The sequence below is a fragment of the Vibrio sp. D173a genome, from assembly GCF_030248475.1.
In genome coordinates this window covers 40,030-57,431 of record NZ_JAHGAH010000012.1, presented here as the reverse complement: position 1 = coordinate 57,431, position 17,402 = coordinate 40,030, and the positions used below count along the sequence as shown (strand labels likewise).

General features: G+C 41.6%; 18 protein-coding genes. 9 read left to right on the top strand and 9 right to left on the bottom strand.

Translation table 11 applies throughout. The annotated features are described in order from the left end of the window. Nucleotides 1-61 precede the first annotated feature (61 nt). Entirely contained in the window at nt 62-577 is a 516-nt protein-coding gene (locus tag KIV40_RS02260) for a porin family protein (protein ID WP_285347887.1), read from the bottom strand. A 676-nt stretch (nt 578-1,253) separates the two neighbouring features. On the opposite strand from KIV40_RS02260, the gene KIV40_RS02255 reads away from it, so the two are divergent. The 9 genes from KIV40_RS02255 to KIV40_RS02215 all read left to right on the top strand — a co-directional run bounded on the left by KIV40_RS02255 (nt 1,254) and on the right by KIV40_RS02215 (nt 10,699). Further along, entirely contained in the window at nt 1,254-1,481 is a 228-nt protein-coding gene (locus KIV40_RS02255) for a hypothetical protein (RefSeq protein WP_285347867.1), read from the top strand. Nucleotides 1,482-1,550: 69 nt separating this feature from the next. Next, on the top strand, nt 1,551-2,225 hold the full coding sequence (locus KIV40_RS02250) for a YjbF family lipoprotein (RefSeq protein WP_012126842.1): 675 nt from the start codon (nt 1,551-1,553) through the stop codon (nt 2,223-2,225). Then, nucleotides 2,222-2,983 (top strand): capsule biosynthesis GfcC family protein, encoded by a 762-nt coding sequence (locus KIV40_RS02245; RefSeq protein WP_285347866.1) that lies wholly within the window; start codon nt 2,222-2,224, stop codon nt 2,981-2,983. Before KIV40_RS02250 ends, KIV40_RS02245 begins: the two co-directional genes overlap by 4 nt. A gap of 2 nt (nt 2,984-2,985) precedes the next feature. After that, a complete protein-coding gene (locus tag KIV40_RS02240; RefSeq protein WP_285347865.1) occupies nt 2,986-5,184 on the top strand; it encodes a YjbH domain-containing protein in 2,199 nt (732 codons plus the stop codon). 152 nt (nt 5,185-5,336) lie between these two features. Then, a complete protein-coding gene (gene rfaD / locus KIV40_RS02235; protein WP_285347864.1) occupies nt 5,337-6,278 on the top strand; it encodes an ADP-glyceromanno-heptose 6-epimerase in 942 nt (313 codons plus the stop codon). A 118-nt stretch (nt 6,279-6,396) separates the two neighbouring features. Beyond that, complete coding sequence (lpxM, locus tag KIV40_RS02230; RefSeq protein WP_285347862.1) at nt 6,397-7,386, top strand: lauroyl-Kdo(2)-lipid IV(A) myristoyltransferase; 990 nt, start codon at nt 6,397-6,399, stop codon at nt 7,384-7,386. Beyond that, nucleotides 7,383-8,441 (top strand): lipopolysaccharide heptosyltransferase II, encoded by a 1,059-nt coding sequence (waaF, locus tag KIV40_RS02225; protein WP_012126837.1) that lies wholly within the window; start codon nt 7,383-7,385, stop codon nt 8,439-8,441. The genes lpxM and waaF overlap by 4 nt, the downstream gene beginning before the upstream one ends. Further along, nucleotides 8,435-9,700 (top strand): lipid IV(A) 3-deoxy-D-manno-octulosonic acid transferase, encoded by a 1,266-nt coding sequence (gene waaA / locus KIV40_RS02220; RefSeq protein ID WP_285347860.1) that lies wholly within the window; start codon nt 8,435-8,437, stop codon nt 9,698-9,700. Before waaF ends, waaA begins: the two co-directional genes overlap by 7 nt. Before the next feature lie 3 nt (nt 9,701-9,703). Then, nucleotides 9,704-10,699 (top strand): hypothetical protein, encoded by a 996-nt coding sequence (locus KIV40_RS02215; RefSeq protein ID WP_012126835.1) that lies wholly within the window; start codon nt 9,704-9,706, stop codon nt 10,697-10,699. On the opposite strand, the gene KIV40_RS02210 is transcribed toward KIV40_RS02215, so the two are convergent. The 8 genes from KIV40_RS02210 to neuB form a co-directional block, all read right to left on the bottom strand. Beyond that, nucleotides 10,700-11,392 carry a cytidylyltransferase domain-containing protein gene (locus KIV40_RS02210; protein ID WP_012126834.1) on the bottom strand — a complete coding sequence of 231 codons (693 nt, stop codon included), beginning with the start codon at nt 11,390-11,392 and terminating at the stop codon, nt 10,700-10,702. Next, nucleotides 11,392-12,450 (bottom strand): nucleotidyltransferase family protein, encoded by a 1,059-nt coding sequence (locus KIV40_RS02205; RefSeq protein WP_012126833.1) that lies wholly within the window; start codon nt 12,448-12,450, stop codon nt 11,392-11,394. The genes KIV40_RS02210 and KIV40_RS02205 overlap by 1 nt, the downstream gene beginning before the upstream one ends. 2 nt (nt 12,451-12,452) lie before the next feature. Continuing rightward, the gene (locus KIV40_RS02200; protein ID WP_012126832.1) at nt 12,453-13,469 is read right to left on the bottom strand and encodes a 3-oxoacyl-ACP synthase III family protein; all 1,017 of its coding nucleotides are present in this window, start codon (nt 13,467-13,469) and stop codon (nt 12,453-12,455) included. Nucleotides 13,470-13,540: 71 nt separating this feature from the next. Next, nucleotides 13,541-13,747 (bottom strand): acyl carrier protein, encoded by a 207-nt coding sequence (locus KIV40_RS02195; RefSeq protein WP_012126831.1) that lies wholly within the window; start codon nt 13,745-13,747, stop codon nt 13,541-13,543. After that, complete coding sequence (locus KIV40_RS02190) at nt 13,744-14,247, bottom strand: GNAT family N-acetyltransferase (RefSeq protein ID WP_012126830.1); 504 nt, start codon at nt 14,245-14,247, stop codon at nt 13,744-13,746. The genes KIV40_RS02195 and KIV40_RS02190 overlap by 4 nt, the downstream gene beginning before the upstream one ends. Beyond that, the gene (locus tag KIV40_RS02185; protein ID WP_012126829.1) at nt 14,244-15,254 is read right to left on the bottom strand and encodes a hypothetical protein; all 1,011 of its coding nucleotides are present in this window, start codon (nt 15,252-15,254) and stop codon (nt 14,244-14,246) included. Before KIV40_RS02185 ends, KIV40_RS02190 begins: the two co-directional genes overlap by 4 nt. Then, nucleotides 15,238-16,401, bottom strand: a complete 1,164-nt coding sequence (neuC, locus tag KIV40_RS02180; RefSeq protein ID WP_012126828.1) for a UDP-N-acetylglucosamine 2-epimerase — start codon at nt 16,399-16,401, stop codon at nt 15,238-15,240. Before neuC ends, KIV40_RS02185 begins: the two co-directional genes overlap by 17 nt. Next, nucleotides 16,401-17,402, bottom strand: coding sequence for an N-acetylneuraminate synthase (neuB, locus tag KIV40_RS02175; protein WP_012126827.1), 1,002 nt, complete (start codon nt 17,400-17,402; stop codon nt 16,401-16,403). The genes neuC and neuB overlap by 1 nt, the downstream gene beginning before the upstream one ends.

The following is a 17,402-nucleotide window of genomic DNA, read 5'->3' as shown; positions in this document are numbered from 1 at the left end:
CGCTATTTAAATCGAGAGTTAAAAAATCCTAGTTACTAAAACTAGGCACTAGGTCTTTTAATTAAAATCGGTGCTGAAAGCCGAGTGTCAGGGCATTCAAACGAACTTGGTCTTCTGATGTACTGTCAACAAACTCGAAAACAACCGCATTGTGCTTATTTAAGGCGTAATGCATCCCTAAACCAAAGCTAAAACCTTGATCTTTGTTAGAACCAACGTTCTGTTGATCAATTTGGACACTAGAGTAACCCGCCAGCCCGTAAAGTGCGAAACGTTCAGAAACCGGCATGTTCAACTTAACAAAACCACTTGCTAAGCTGTCTACTGCAAGTCCGCTTTCACGCTGTACTGAGGTGCCGTAACGCGCTTCTAACGCGACATAATCGTTAAAGAAATAACCTGCTTGCGCTTGAAGAAGGAATGGATTGCCTTCGGTTACGGAAGAAGTAGAAGAGTGGTGGTATTCGGCATTAGAGTAGCTCACCAACGCACCTGCATAAAAATCTGCTGAGGCCGTAAATGAGCACAAGCCTAAGCTGATTGCACTCAACGCCCCTAGCCATGGTCGTTTGTTCATCACGTAAGTGTTCCTTGGGTATTGACTGACCGCTGCACATGAATGACGCACGCAGTGAATGTCTGTTAACTCTTTAGTCTGTTTGCTTGTGCGTTTTCACGCTACCGCCCTGCGGCATTACGCGTTAGCCACTGTTCGCTGATTACCGAGTTGCTCGGCTTATTGATATAAGTGCTTTTTTTCAAGCGTCGCTTTTGTGACAAGAAAATCAAAAAATCATACTTGATAAGCGCAGCATAAAAGCTGGCAAATTATGCATGGATTAGCGCAAAACGGCAAGGGGGCTCACTCTAAGGTTTGAGAAGGGGCATTCTTGTTTTTGAGAAGGGGCATTCTTGTTTTTGAGAGCAATAGCACTCTAAGCATCATTTGCCTAAGTGTAACAAAGCATGACGTTGCACTTATCCCGAACGTCAATTCGCTACTTACTTCGATATTGATCGGTTAGTGTTAGTTATGGCCGAGTTATCCTTCATTACACCAGTAAGCCCTAGTTAAAATCACTAAAACCGCCTGCAAATAAATTGTCTTTTCAATGAGACGCATTCTTTAGAACTTGGTAAAATTCCATAGGAAACTATTTACATGCTGATTGTTTTTTAACTAAAATGACAGATGGTATGTTCTAAACAGACCAAACATCGATGTTTTAAAATCTGAAATACAAGGATTAATAATGAAGAACACAGCTCTAGCTATTCTTATGGCTCTAAGCGCATCAACTGCATTTGCAGCGACTGAAGCTGGTACTACTGGTACGGCAGCAGCATCTGCAACTGGCACAACTGCAGTAGCAGTAGGTGCAGCAGCAGCAGTAACTGTAGTAGCAGTTGCAGCGTCAGACAGCGATTCAACTTCAACGTCTACTTCTACTTCTACTTCTACTTCTACTTCTACGAACTAATTCGTTTAAGCTGAACTAGATAAATCGCCCTGAACTGTTTCAGGGCGATTTTATTTGTACGAGGGAATAATGAATACCTTTCTATCGCAAAAATGGATGCGCTTACTTGTTGTTTTACCTGTATTAAGCCTCACTTTTGGGTGTACTCAGAAATTCAATGATGTCTCGGCGACCGTTCAAGAAGCTTATGGCAACTACATCGATGTTGAACTTACACCAGAAGAAATTGAAGCCGTTCCTTATGCCAGCGCTTATCTAAAAATCGGCAGCCAAAAGCAAGTCTTTGTTGTTCTCGCCTTTGCAGAGCCAAACCCACTAACGGGACAAACCCAACTCAAATGGGTCAGTGCCGATAAAGCGATGGTGGTAACAGAGAATGGCCATATTGTTAAAACCATTGGATTGCAAACCACTAACCTAGCCGGTGTCTACGGTGACGTGCCTGCTTACTCAAAATCATCTGTTCAATATGCGCTGTCTTACGATTGGTCTGAGCGATACCGTTACGGCTTTCAAGCTCAGGTAGAGCGATCACGTCAAGGCAAAGAGACGATAACCACTCCTATTTCATCGACAGCAACCGACGTTTATACTGAGCTCGTCACTTTTCCAAGCTTAGAAGAAAGCGTAGAGAACACCTATTGGGTAGACAGTAATGGACAAGTGGTGAAAACACGTCAGCACTTGGGACCAAACATGGTGCCAGTTGAATTGACGATTTTGAAAGGGTACAGCAAATCATGAACAAGCGACTGCTATCTTTATTAAGCCTAAGTTTAACGGCAACGATTCTGGCGACACCTACTACCGTTAAAGCTCAAAATCAAACCCCATCACCGCTCAATATAGAACTTATTGGAACAGGCAAAGCATTGCAGTTCCCACAAGCGGCACGCTTAGAGAGCGTGCTTAAACATGCACAAGAACAACAAGTCGCCCTGCAATACCCTTTAGCTGTGACTCTATTTGATAATTCCGAAACAGCAGTGCAAGAGAGTACTGCCTTAAAGAATTCGGTGTTGAACCAAATGATTCAACATAATTTAGTGGCACACCCGTTTTACAAGTTTATCCAACAAAGCCAATTTGCACCTCGCGTGCTGTCGGCCATTGATGTTGATCGCATCCGCTTAGATAAATTTGATAACCCTCTTTTAAAAGGTCAACTTGCATTAAGTGCGCCAAAACGTGAAGAGAAAGTGTTGTATGTGGGTAACTTGGAAAAAGTCTACGCAGTAGAAAACCAAGCAGGTATCGCTCTGCATGAACAGATCAATCATCTACGTTCAAGTGATATTGGTGAGCTCGCCTATCCGCCAATCCTAATTTACCCGGATGGCAAGGTTATTCATCCTCACCATGGCAGTTGGTTAACCACTCAATATTACTTGCCACCACTTACCATGGTATACATCCCATTTGATGAATTCGAAACATCACAAATGGATAAAGACATTGTCGCTCTGCTTGCACAACGTGAGCCAACCTCATCGAAGAACTAAACATGAACCTGATCAGAACCAGTTTATCCCTTTCTTTAATGGGTCCAGCGTTGGTGTGTGCTCAAGATATGCCTTTTGAAGCACCACCATTGCAACCATCACAAATGGACTTTGGTGGTGTCGGCTTAATGCAGATGCCAACTGGCCGTATGGCGCCTGAAGGTGAGTTTAACTTTGCTGTTACTGGCAGCGACGAGTACCTATTTTACAATGTGACTCTGCAAGTGATGCCTTGGCTAGAAACGACGATTCGTTACACCATGGTGAACGATCTTTTCTATAGTGACGACCCAAGCTTCTCTGGTGATACCAAATACACCGACAAAGGCATCGATTTTAAAGTTCGCTTACTAGAAGAGTCTGAGTACTTACCAGAGCTTTCTGTTGGTATTCGTGACTTTGCGGGTACTGGCCTGTTTGATGGTGAGTTTGTTGCCGCAACAAAACGTTACTCCAACCCAAACCTCGGTACCTTTGATTTTACGTTAGGTATGGGCTGGGGCTACTTAGGCACGCGCGACAACATCAGTAACCCTGCTTGTAAATTGTCAGACAGTTTCTGTGAACGACCTTCCGACTTTAAAGGCAATGGCGGTAGCGTAGACTTTGAACGCTGGTTCAAAGGACCGGCAGCTCTATTTGGTGGTGTGGAATATCAAACACTACATGCCCCACTGCGCTTCAAGCTTGAATACGACAGTAATGATTACAGCGAAGATTTTCCTGTGGTACGTGGTGGTGTAGACATGACACCTCATACGCCTTGGAACTTTGGTGTTCTGTATCGTTTAGGACACATGGCAGATTTGCGCTTGAGCTACGAGCGCGGCGATACGTTAGTTGCAGGCGTAAGCCTTTACACAAACTTCAATGAAATGCCGTCTTTCTGGCGTGATACACCAACACCAGAAGTTGAAGACAAGCAACCAGAGCAACTGTCTGATGTAGATTGGGAACGTGTTACTGAGGAGCTGGATAAAATTGCTGGCTACCAAAATACCCAACTCTATGTTGAAGACAATACTGTCTCCGTTGTTGGTGAACAGAAGAAGTATCGCGACCGCAACGAAGCGCATGAAAAAGCAGCGGCAGTTCTTTACAACGAGATGCCAGACAACATTGATACCTTTACTATCAATGAACGCAGCCGTGGTTTACTCGGCGATCAAACGGTTATCTCAAAAGATAAGTACCGTGACTTTGCTGAAGTGAACTACATCGACCCGAATATTGAAGATGCGACGTCTACATCAAGTAATATGCCTCAGGGCAAACCTGCTTACGATGGGTTTGAGCGTTTTGATTGGGGCTTTGCACCAAAACTGGCTCAAACCTTGGGTAACCCAGAAGACTTCTACTTGTTTAGTGTTGGTTTGAGCGGCAACGCTTCTTACTGGCTAACCGACAACCTAGAAATCGGCGGTTCACTGTACTGGGATTGGTACAACAACTACGACAAGTTTAACTACGTAACACCACCGGATGGCACAAGCGTTCCTCGTGTACGTACTATGTTCCGTGCTTATCAGAATGAACACGCGGTAACCATGTCGAACCTTCAATTGACTTGGTTCCAAGAGTACTCCGATACCATGGACCAGCAATTCTACGCTGGTTACCTAGAAAGCATGTTTGCGGGTGTAGGTACGGAGTTCTTGTACCGTCCAAAAGGCACAAACTGGGCGCTTGGTGCTGATGTTAACTTAATTTCTCAGCGTGATCCTGAAAGCTACTTTGGTGTTTACGATGAGAAGTGGCAGCATATCCCTGAATACGGCCGCCCATTCCAAGTGGTAGATAAAGGCTTTACTGGTTTTGTGTCTGGTTACTACTACCCTCAATGGGATTTCCTACAAGACTTGATGATTCAAGTTGATGTAGGTCAGTTCCTAGCGGGTGATGTCGGTACGCAAGTGAACGTGTCTAAGCAATTCAAGAGTGGCGTGATCGCTGGTGCGTTTGCATCGATTAGTGACTTGTCTGCAGATGAGTTCGGCGAAGGTAGCTTTACCAAAGGTTTCTACATTTCGATTCCATTCGACATCATGACAGTGAAACCAAGCAACAACCGTGCAAACTTTAGCTGGCAGCCATTAACTCGAGATGGCGGCCAGAAGCTAGGTCGTAAATACAGCCTAATTGAGCTAACAGATGAGCGTAACCCTTGGTACCAACGTCCAAATACATCAGATGAAAAGTAATCTAATCACTCATTAGATTACCTAACTTATACAAAGGAAGCTTCGGCTTCCTTTTTGTTTGTCTAATGACAACGCTTTCCCCTAGTACTAGCACCTAGAGGCTTAACTCTGCTAAACTTCCTGAGAAAATTTTAATCTATGGTGGAAGTCTTATGATCATCGTAACTGGTGGTGCTGGCATGATCGGCAGCAACATTGTTAAAGCTCTGAACGAAGCAGGTATTAACGATATTCTGGTTGTCGACAACCTTAAAAATGGCAAGAAGTTTAAGAATTTAGTTGATCTTGATATCACTGATTACATGGATCGTGATGACTTCCTTACCCAAATCATGGCAGGTGACGACTTCGGCCCTATCGAAGCAATCTTCCATGAGGGCGCTTGTTCTGCAACAACTGAGTGGGACGGCAAGTACATAATGCTTAACAACTATGAGTACTCAAAAGAGTTGCTGCATTACTGCCTAGATCGTGAGATTCCATTCCTATACGCATCATCAGCTGCAACATACGGCGAGACAGAAACGTTTGTTGAAGAGCGTGAATACGAAGGCGCGCTCAATGTATACGGCTACTCGAAACAGCAATTTGACAACTATGTTCGTCGCCTGTGGAAAGACGCAGAGGATCATGGCGAGCAGCTTTCTCAAATCACTGGTTTCCGTTACTTCAATGTGTATGGCCCACGTGAAGATCACAAAGGCAGCATGGCATCGGTAGCCTTCCACCTAAACAACCAAATCAACGCCGGTGAAAACCCTAAGTTATTTGAAGGTAGTGGTCACTTTAAACGTGATTTCGTTTACGTTGGCGATGTATGCAAAGTGAACCTTTGGTTCTTAGAAAATGGCGTGTCTGGCATTTTCAATTGTGGTACTGGTCGTGCAGAATCTTTTAACGAAGTAGCACACGCGGCTATTAAACACCACGGTAAAGGTGAAATTGAGAACATCCCATTCCCAGAGCACCTAAAAGGCGCTTACCAAGAATTCACTCAAGCGGACCTAACCAAGCTTCGTGCAGCTGGTTGTGATGTAGAGTTCAAAACGGTAGCTGAGGGTGTTGCTGAATACCTAGCGATTCAAAACCGTTAATTCCCTTCCAAAGGTGGTAGTTAACTCTCTACCACCTTTACTCTGATATTATTACTAGTATCATTTCTATATACCTCCACTCGCCTCTCTCCAAAAAAATATAGGTACTTAACACTTCATGACTAATCAACGTGATGATTTCGATCCTAAAGCTTATAACCCTGAATTTGAGCGCCACTTTTTAGCGCCGAAGTATTGGGGTACGTGGATAAGCGTTGCCCTTTCTTTGCCGCTTGCTTTACTACCTTTAGGGGTTCAGAAATGGCTAGCAAAAACTATCGCGAAGAAACTGGCTAAATCGCACAAAGGTCCGGCTCACCGAGCTCGAGTCAACTTTGAGCTGTGCTTCCCAGAGAAATCATTTGAAGAGCGCGAAGCACTGATTGAAAAAACGCTTTATACCGCAGCATTGTTCTTTTTCCGTTTCAGCTTACTCAGCTTACGTTCATCTAAATGGTTACAGCAACGCTGCCAAATCCGAGGTTTAGACATCCTTCAAAAACACATCGACAGTGATGAGAAAATCATTTTGATGGTTCCACACTCATGGGCGATTGATATTCCTGCGGTGTTGCTCGCTTCGATGGGAATGCCCGTCTCTGCAATGGCAAAAAAGCAGAAAAATGAAGTGGCAGATTGGCTAATGCACGAACAACGTGTGCAATATGGCGGTCGCGTGTATGAACGCTCTGGTGGTGTTAAGCCGTTTTTGAAATCAGTTCGCGACGGTTACATTGGCTATTACTTACCCGATCAGGATCATGGTCCTGAACACAGCGTTTTTGTCGATTTCTTTGCGACCAGAAAAGCAACGCTTCCAGGCTTGGGTAAAATTGCCAAATTATCACGCGCTAAAGTGTTACCTATGTTTGCTTCTATGAATACAGAAGATGGTACGTTTGATATCGAAATTTTACCGGCGTTTGAGCTAGATAAAGGCGAAGAACAAGACGCTCGCACCTGTAATCAAGCGATCGAGTACTTTGTTGCAAATAAACCAGAACAATACATGTGGGTACTCCAACTTCTGCACTCTCAAGAAGACGGCAATAACTATTACAACCTATTTAAACCGAGATACAACACAGACTGGCAAATAAGCAAATGAAAAAAATCTTAATTATTGGCCCTTCTTGGGTTGGCGATATGGTGATGTCGCAGTCTCTTTATATTGTCTTAAAGCAACTCCATCCAGAAAGCCAAATTGATGTAATTGCACCAGGTTGGTGTAAACCAATTCTTGAGCGCATGCCAGAGATCCATCAAGCCATTGAAATGCCTATTGGTCATGGTGAATTCAACTTACTTGGTCGTCGCGAAATCGGTAAATCATTACGCGAAAAACAGTACGACCACGCCTACATCCTGCCGAAGTCTGCAAAATCAGCTCTTATTCCTTGGTTCGCAAACATCCCGCTTCGCACAGGTTGGAAAGGCGAAATGCGATACGGTTTACTTAATGATTTGCGACCAAATATGAAGTCTTTCCAATTCATGGTTGAGCGCTATGTGGCATTAGCTTATCCACAAGAGGAGATGATCGACTCTTCTTCTCTAGGTGGTCTAGAAACATTACCTCGCCCTAGCCTGTTTATTGATAAAAAAGAACAAGCTGAAGCTATTGCTAAGTTTAATCTCAATCAAGAAGCGCCTGTTGTTGGCCTGTGCCCTGGTGCAGAGTTTGGTCCTGCGAAAAAATGGCCTGAAACACATTACGCAGAAGTTGCATCAGCAATGGCAAATGCAGGAAAGCAAATCTGGCTATTTGGTTCTCAAAAAGACCTTGAGACCTGTAACAACATCAAACAATTAGTACCTCAAGAACATCAGCACCAGATTCATGTTTTGGCAGGGCAAACTAGCCTGATTGAGGCAGTTGATCTGCTGGCGGCATGTCAGACTGTTGTAGCAAATGACTCGGGTCTTATGCACGTGGCAGCTGCCGTTGGTTGTAACGTCATTGCGGTCTATGGTTCAACATCTCCAAAGTACACTCCACCGCTTGCGGAAAAGGTAGAGATTGTTCATACCGACATTGACTGCCGCCCATGCTTTAAACGTGAATGTCAATTTAAGCACCTCAAGTGTTTAACTGAACTATCCCCAAAGCAAGTACTAGACAGCATTCAAAAACTCGAAGCAATCACTGTAAGCTCATGCTAATTCGTATTCTTTATACTTTATTACTCACTCTTTCATCCCCTTTCCTATTGTTTGGTTTGTATAAAAGCAAACCAAACAAGCCCAAGTTTGGTCAACGATGGAGAGAGCATTTTGGTATTACACCAAAGCTAGAGGCAACTGAGCGCCCGATTTGGATTCATGCGGTTTCAGTTGGCGAAAGCATCGCCGCTATCCCCCTAATTAAAGAGTTGAAAAAGCAAAACCCAACCCAACCTATTTTGGTCACCACCACAACCAGCACTGGCGCGGAGCAAATTGCTAAATTAGGCGAGTTAGTTGAACACCGCTATATGCCTATCGACTTTAGCTTTGCGGTGAAAGGCTTTCTTAAAGCAATACGACCAAAACAAATGTTGATAATCGAAACTGAGCTTTGGCCAAACACTCTTCGTACTGTCCATGACTCAGAAATACCGATTACGGTTGTTAACGCTCGCCTTTCTGAAAAGTCATGTAAGAACTACGCAAAAGTACAGCCTCTTTTTAACCTATTAGTTCCTTGCTTGGATAAAGTACTGTGTCAGACCGAGTCTGATGCAGAACGTTTCAAACGTTTAGGTGTAGAAAAAAACAAACTTTTTGTTACTGGCTCGATAAAGTTTGATATTCAGATATCCGAGGAAGTCAAACAGAAAGGAAAAGCGCTACGGACTGAGCTTGGGATAAAGCGACCAATTTGGATAGCGGCCAGTACTCACAAAGGTGAAGATGAGCAAGTGCTAGAAGCTCACAAGAAAATATTAGAATCTCACCCTACTGCACTTCTAATCCTTGTTCCACGCCACCCGGAGCGATTCGATGATGTATTTGAACAGTGCCAAAAGCTAGGTTTTGAAGCCGCTCGACGCACAAGCCGAACAGAAGTCACGGAATCGACCCAAGTTTATCTTGGAGACACCATGGGAGAAATGTTGATCTTGATGGGTGCTGCGAATATCTGCTTTATGGGCGGCAGCTTAGTTAGTGATAAAGTTGGTGGGCACAATGTTTTGGAACCTGCGGCTTTAGGTATACCAGTCATCACTGGGCCGAGCTATTTTAATTTCCAAGAAATTGTCGACAAGATGGTATCTTTTTCTGCGATAGCTATTACTTCAAACGCAAACACCCTTGCAATTGAAATAAAGGATCTAATTCAAAATGAAAGTGCTTACCATCAAGTAAAGGTAAGCCTACTTTCTGTCGTAAACTCAAACCAAGGCTCATTACAAAAAACTCTGGATAAGGTAACTTTATAAACTATGGATCTTTTTGTTGTTACATCACCCATGCAGTATGTTTGTGCATTAGAGGCTAAAACATTCTTTAACAGCCAAGAGGCGATCTTACTGTTGGTAAACCAAAAAAGTACGCTTGGTTTAGAGCAACAAAACCGACTTTTTAATACTAAAGAGTGGCAAAATATCATCACAATTGATAGGGGAAACCGTAGTATTGCTGTCCCTAAAGCAATCAAAGAGATCAAGAAGGCCCTAAATGGGCGTTCGATACAACGTTTTTTCTATGCTGAATTTAATGCCTGGCGAACAAAACTAATACTAAAAAACCTCAATATAGAGAAACAAATCTATTTTGATGATGGTACGCTTACACTGTCAGAGTATCCGAAGTATATACTGCCTAAACAAGACTTTTACCGCCCAAGGTTCCTTCAAGATTTAGTAGTGCGTCTTAATGGATGTAAACCAATTGGTCATTTAAAACCTTCTGATAATCTAGAAGTTTTTACGATGTTCAACTTAAACCCAATAGCACATAAAGTACATAAGAACTCCTTGAGCAGATTAAAGGGGGAGTATGGTAACCCATCTCTATATAATAGAGATGCTCCAATTGGCTATATAGGACAAGGGGCTATTGGTGACAAGTATCAAAAATCGGTATCACAATACATTGAAGAGATTGATACTCTCGCTAAGTCTAGCAATCGAAAAATTATATATTTCCCTCACCGAACAGAGCGGGATGAAGTAAAAGAGGCACTACAGGGAAAAAGCTACATTATATACCACCGTAGTGAATATCCTCTAGAAATAGAGTTAATCGATAAAGGTATTGAGCTCTCTGGATTCGTAGGGACTTACTCCACAGTAATGTTTACTTGCAGACTACTCTATCCAGATATGCCCATTTATACGATATCCGACGACTACCCTGATAAAGTGTTTCGAGCAGAACTAAGAAGACAATTCAAAGCTATTAATGTAAAGAAAATTAATAGCTTTGAAGACCTATAATTAAGACCTTTTATTCAGAAAATACTCTGCTAATTCAAAATCCAACTGTTGATCAATATCGAATGAGTCCTTGTTTTCCATAACAAAAGCAAAGGACTCACTTGTATAGCAGATCTCTTGGTATTCGAGTAATTTTTCAACATCAAATATATAAATCGCACCATTGAAGCGATAAAAGCTACCTAAATCTTGAGAACGCTTTAGAGCTTCTGGTCGAATAAAGTTTTCCATTGAACCATTGTCTGGCAATATATTTGACCAAAGTGGAGGATGCTCGCACGGTGTCACAGATACAACAGAAAAAGCTTGTTTCTCAATAAATAGCTCTAGAGCCTGATCGATATGCTGTGAAGTACGCAACGGCGACGTGGGTTGGAGTAAAATGACTATATCAAAATCAGTACCAAATTTTTCCAAAGTGTACGTCAGGACATTCGCTGTCGATGCAGTATCAGAAGCCAAGTGCTCTGGACGAAGTTCAGGCGCAGGAATCCCTAAACCTGCAGCTACATCAGCGATCTCCTGATCATCTGTGCTTATAAAGATATCATCAATATACTCACTACCTTTAGCTGCATCAATAGACCAACCAATTAGTGGCTTCCCTGCAATTGGCAAGATATTCTTTCTTGGTAACCGTTTACTCCCTCCTCGAGCAGGGATAAACGCTAATACCTTTTTTCCATCAATCATTAGAACATCCCCAAACTGTGGATATCCGCTTGTGCGCGATTAAAATCATCCATACGACCGATATCAAGCCAATACTCATGAATAGGAAACATTAGGATATTGTTTCTTTGCTCCATGTGCTGCTCTAGCAAAGTTGGCATATCAATTTTGTGATTTTGGGGAACCGAGTTAATCACTTGTGGAGAAACCACATAAATACCAGCATTGACAAAAAAACGTTGAATTGGTTTTTCGACCATACTCGTTATTTTGTTTCCTTCTCCATTGATCACACCATAAGGAATCTGATAATCGTATTCTCTCACACACATTGTCGCATCAGCTTGATTTTCGTTATGGAAATCAAGTAGGCGCTGAAAATCCACCTTCGTAAGTACATCACCATTCATCATTATGAGCGGTAAGCCTTTCGGTAGATCATCGGGTAGAAGCCCCAGAGCCCCTCCGGTACCAAGTGGCTCATCTTCATGAACGTAAGTGATATTCACGCCTAGGTCGGTACCATCTCCAAAGTAGTTCTCAATTTGCTCTGGCATGTAGTGAGTCGAAATATAAAAGTTTTGGAAACCCGCTTTTATAAAGTTACGTATCAACGTTTCAAGGATCGGTTTACCACCAACCTTTAGCATAGGTTTCGGACAAGTATCGGTTAAGGGTTTAAGACGGGTACCAAAACCACCAGCCATAATAAACACTGGGTTCTCATATTTAGGCCTACAAAGCGCACCTTGTAAGGTTTCTAAACCAACGACCTGAGCGTTCTTTAAGAGTGGAACGGAAAGAATGCCTTTTGATTCCATTAAATCAATAAGCTCTTCTCTTTCAGTACCGACGCTTGCTGTTGTTGGATTAGTGTTCATCACCATTGCTATAGGGTCAGTCAATGGTAGATTACTTAGCAATCCTCGTCGGATATCACCATCCGTTACCACGCCTAGCAAGTGCTGATGTTCATCAACAACCAAAGCAACACGGAGTGCCTCACGGTTAATGATCTCGAGCGCTTCAAGGATTGTTGCTGTTGGAGTTAACAGAACATTTTTCCACTCGTGACTCATGATTACTTACCACCCTTCCATGTCAGTATCGTCGCACCCCAAGATAAGCCAACACCAAAACCAACAAGTAACACCTTATCACCTGCATTAAGCTTTCCGCTTAATGCCGCTTCGTATAACCCGATAGGCAGGGTGTTAGAGACGGTATTTCCATACTTCTGATACGAACGAAGAAATTGCTCGTCATTAAAGCCACAATTCTTTTGCAGAATATCTAGCATAAACTTGTTAGCTTGGTGGAATACCACATGAGCAATATCAGACTTAGTTAAACCTGACTTATCTAAAATTTCTCTTACGGTTTTAGGAACCGTTTTCAAGGTAAATGTGAATACCTCACTACCATTCATATATAAATCTTTTGGTGATCTAACATTCTTACTACTATCTTCTACCTCAAGGTAAGATTCGTTAGATATTGGATGTTTATTCGCACCGTGAGGGACGATTAAGCTATCCCCACCACTACCGTCAGTACCAAATACAAATGGTCCAATATTTTCGCAGTCATCATTTGATATTAGTGTCGCTGTAGCAGCATCACCAAAAAGTGTTCTAACACTTTTATCATTCTCATTAATATATTTAGAGTACTGTTCTGTTGTTACAAGCAATACGTTCTTAACTTGCTTTGAAGCAATTAAACCCTGCGCTAGACTTAGCCCATAAACATACCCTGAACAACCTAAGTTATAATCTAAAGCACCGATACTTTTCTTCAGACTTAATCGATCTTGAAGGAGGCATGCAGTAGTAGGTAAAAAATAATCAGGACTTTGCGTGCAAAGTAAAATAAAGTCGATACTATGTTTGTCAACATTACAATTACTAAAAAGTCTTTCACATGCTGATTCAGCCATATCCAAGCAAGTTTCATCAGATCTAGCAATATACCTAGATTCAATGCCAGTCTTTGTAAAGATCTTTTCCACTCCCCACTCAGGGAAATCTGAAGCTAATTTATAATTATCTAAACAGTAATCAGGGGTATAAACCTCAATTGCTTGAATATAAGCCATGTTTATAATTCCTTTGGTTGATAAAAAAGTAAAGTCGCCTAGATGAATCCACGCGACTTTACCTGAAAAATCTAGATCAATAAATCTTTAACTGTTTCTGCCATAATTGCTTTATCCGCTGGAAAAACCACATCATACTTTTCATTTACCAAAGCAATAAAGGTAACAACTGCTAATGAATCCCAGTTATCTTCATTTAACTCAGTTTCTAGAGTAATTTCGTCTAAATCTGAAACCAGTACTTCTTTTACTAATTCGATTACTTGCCCTTCGTTCATTTCTTGCCTCTCGCTTTTTCATACTGAACAAATGTTACATTATTACCATTCAACATTCGAACTTCAGATTCACCTGTTGGTTGATAACCGTTTTTTAATATATTCTGTAAAGACGCAAAATTATTTTCTGCTACCCACCCAATAATACTTTTCGCATCTCTACAATTTTCACTATTATCAATGAATTCAACAGCCATTTTTAACATTTTGTAACCAAGGCCACTCACTTTATTTCCAGTTAATGCACCATGGCTTGTTTCAACACTGTTTCCATCAAGAGTAGAGAAAAAGTTAACATAGCCAATAACCTCTTCATCAAATTCAAACAATAGAAGTCCTTGCTTATCATCTTGAAAAAAAGTCTCAAATCTCCCTTTCAATCTTTCATAATCAGGAGGAGTTGAAAAACCTGACCACTCTACATTTTTTGGATCACATTTTATTTTATAATATGCATCATAGTCTTTTAATGTCGCTTCACGCATCATCAAGTCATTCATGGTCCTACCTTCTTTATCAAGGATATAATTAAATAACATAACTCTTTCATATCACTTTCTGAATATCTAGAGTCTAAAGGTATTGAGAGCACCCTCTCTGGCAGGCTGCTCATGGAACCGGATACTTTAGGCCAATGAACAGCTAAAAAGACATTATGGTTAAATAATTCTTTCCGAATTTCGTCTCTACAGCTTTCAATAATTATAGGTTGGAAACTGTAGAGAGCTGCATCAATGTCGATGACATTTATACCCTTACATTTAGAAAGTGTTTCCAATACTACTTTTTGGTTCTTAACTCTGTGCTTTTTCTCACTTTCTAGTCTAGAGAAGAACTTTCCAGATAATGTAATCCCATTATCGCTAGGTCGACAAATACCTTTATTTAGATCTAAAGCCTCTTCAGCTATATTAAAAGCACTTAGATATGAAGACTCCGAGCCTACCGCATTGTTTATGAAATCAAATTTTTTGTACTTTGCGAGCAATTTTCCACTAGAGAAAACCTCATTATCTTCTTTAGCTACTGTTAAGAGAGGAACGTTTGAGTGAATCTGACTATAGTCCGTAACCTCTGATACTTTTCTCAAACTGTTGAAGTAACACCAATGAGCACTTATATCGACAACAGGGGGAGACACTCCAAAAACGTCATCAATGATTATTGGAGTATGTGATGTTTTAAAGAGCCTCTTTAAGGAATCACTTTGGTGCCCAAAGTATTTCACTAAATAAATAACATCAAATTTACTTAAGTCACTAGGGAGACTAAATTCAAAGTTGTCCTCGACCCGATAAAAATGAATATCGATGTCAAACTCATGCAATACATCAATAACTATCTGGCATAAATAATCAGGAACAAGAACTCTCTTTCCTTGAAGGGACATCGAACGAATAATCCACCGTAACGAAGAGCGTCCACTATTTGTTACGCCGCAATAGAGACCTTCATCTTCGAGCTCCTGCTCACCACCAATCATTTTTTTTTCAGTATTTAACATCATAAAATGGCTTAGTTTTTAAACTACTAAAATCAACAGCCTTCAGAACATCTACCACTTTTTTAGAACTATTTCCCTGTCCGTAAGGGTTCACTGTTTGCAATAGAGACTCTTTAAATGCACCGCTATACACTTGGTCTAAAGCAGACGAGATTTCGGTGGCGCTTACGGCTACATCAAGAGTACTGTTCGCTCTCACTCTTCCTTTCTGGCGATCGCCGATATTAATAGTGGCAAGTTTAAACGATGGTGCCTCTACGATACCGCTAGATGAGTTCCCGACCACGGCATCAACGTATTGCAATGCTGATAAATACCTGAGCTGCCCCAACGAAGTAAATGCAATCGCTTTGTCACTATTCTCTGCAACATAGGCATCGATCATTTTATTAATCAAACGACCACCAACATCAGCATTTGCCTTAGTAAATATGATTAACGTATCATTGAGATTGTCAAAACCTGACAGAATCTCAGAGAAGTCACGTTCAACCTCTTCAACATCCTGAGTGGTCTCTGGATGATAGGTAAATAGCAAGTTTTTTGCTTTCAGCTTACAATCTATCGAGTTTTCAAATTCTTCTTTGGACATCAACTGCATGCGCAGCAAGTTATCTAAGCCGACTTCCCCAACCGTAAACACTCTTTCTGGCAACTCTCCCATTTGAATCACACGCGTTGAATATTCATCCATTGCGGTAAAGTGTAAATGAGACAATTTGGTCACTGCGTGACGAATCAGTTCGTCAATCGCGCCTTCTGTTAGCTCTCCGCCACTTAAGTGAGCCACTGGAATACGCGCAATATTTGCGGCAGAAACAATTGGGATTAACTCGTAACGATCACCTAATACAACCACGATGTCTGACTGCAGTTCATCAAATGCTTCAGCAAAGCTGATCTGCGCAAGCCCCATGCTTTTGCTTACTCCGATTGGAGTATCTGATGACAACAATATTTCTATTTTCTTGTTTACACAAAATCCATCATCAAGAATTTGCTGATTCGTCAGGCCAAATTCAGGGGACAGGTGGCTGCCTGTTGAAATGATCTGCAACTCTAACTCTGGATCATTTTCAATGTCTTCCAATAGACATTTTAATAAACCATACTCAGCTCTCGTAGCCGTCACGACACAGATTTTTCTCATCAGATTAGCTCTCCAATTTGGTAGTCTTTTTTGGCTACAGAGCCAACGACTTCATCCCATCTTGTTGGAGAGATGCCATTACCAGGGCGTTTAATTTCTAGCATATCAGGAGATATCAACTGCCCTGCTGATATCTCTTGTCCTGCAACAATGCTTTTTCTAACAACATTTCGATTAGCCTGCTCTGTTTTTGTCGGTACTTTCCAACCTGAACCAAGCGCTTTTTCAATATTACGAATTGATGTGACCATATCTGACAACTCTTGTGGCTCAAGGCTCGCTTTATGGTCTGGTCCTTCCATAGTGTTGTCTAGTGTAAAGTGCTTCTCAATAACTTTTGCTCCCATTGCCACGGCTGCAACGGGAATTTCGATGCCTAAAGTATGATCAGAGTATCCGACTGTAATACCTGGAAAGGCCTTTTCTATCGTTAACATCGCCGCCAAATTAACGTCTTCAGGTGCAGTAGGGTAATCTGTCGTCGCATGCAAAACCGTAATGTCACTTAGAGTTAATCCTGCATCAACTAGGGTCATGATTGCATGTTCAACTTCATGTAAGTAGCCCATTCCAGTAGATAGAATAACTGGCTTTTTAAAGCTAGCGATATGACGTAAGAATGGTGTATTGGTCAATTCACCAGAGCCAATTTTGAAGACATTTTGCAGCTGATCAAGAAATGTTGCACTTTGCTCTTCATCTGGCGTAGACATAAAAGTAATCGCTTTTGAGTCACAGTAAGCCTTCAAATCTGAAAAATCATTGTAGCTAAGCTCTAAACGCTTCAGCATCTCAAACTGCGTCTCTTCTCGCTGAGTATTCTCTACTTGATACTCGGCCATCTGCGCATCTTCCGTAACCAGCAGCTCTGTTTTCCATGTTTGGAATTTTACAGCGTCAACGCCAGCTTCTACGGCTGCATCAATCAATTTCTTTGCTAGCTCAAAGTCACCATTATGGTTTACACCCGCTTCTGCGATGATAAAAGTCTTGTTTGTCAT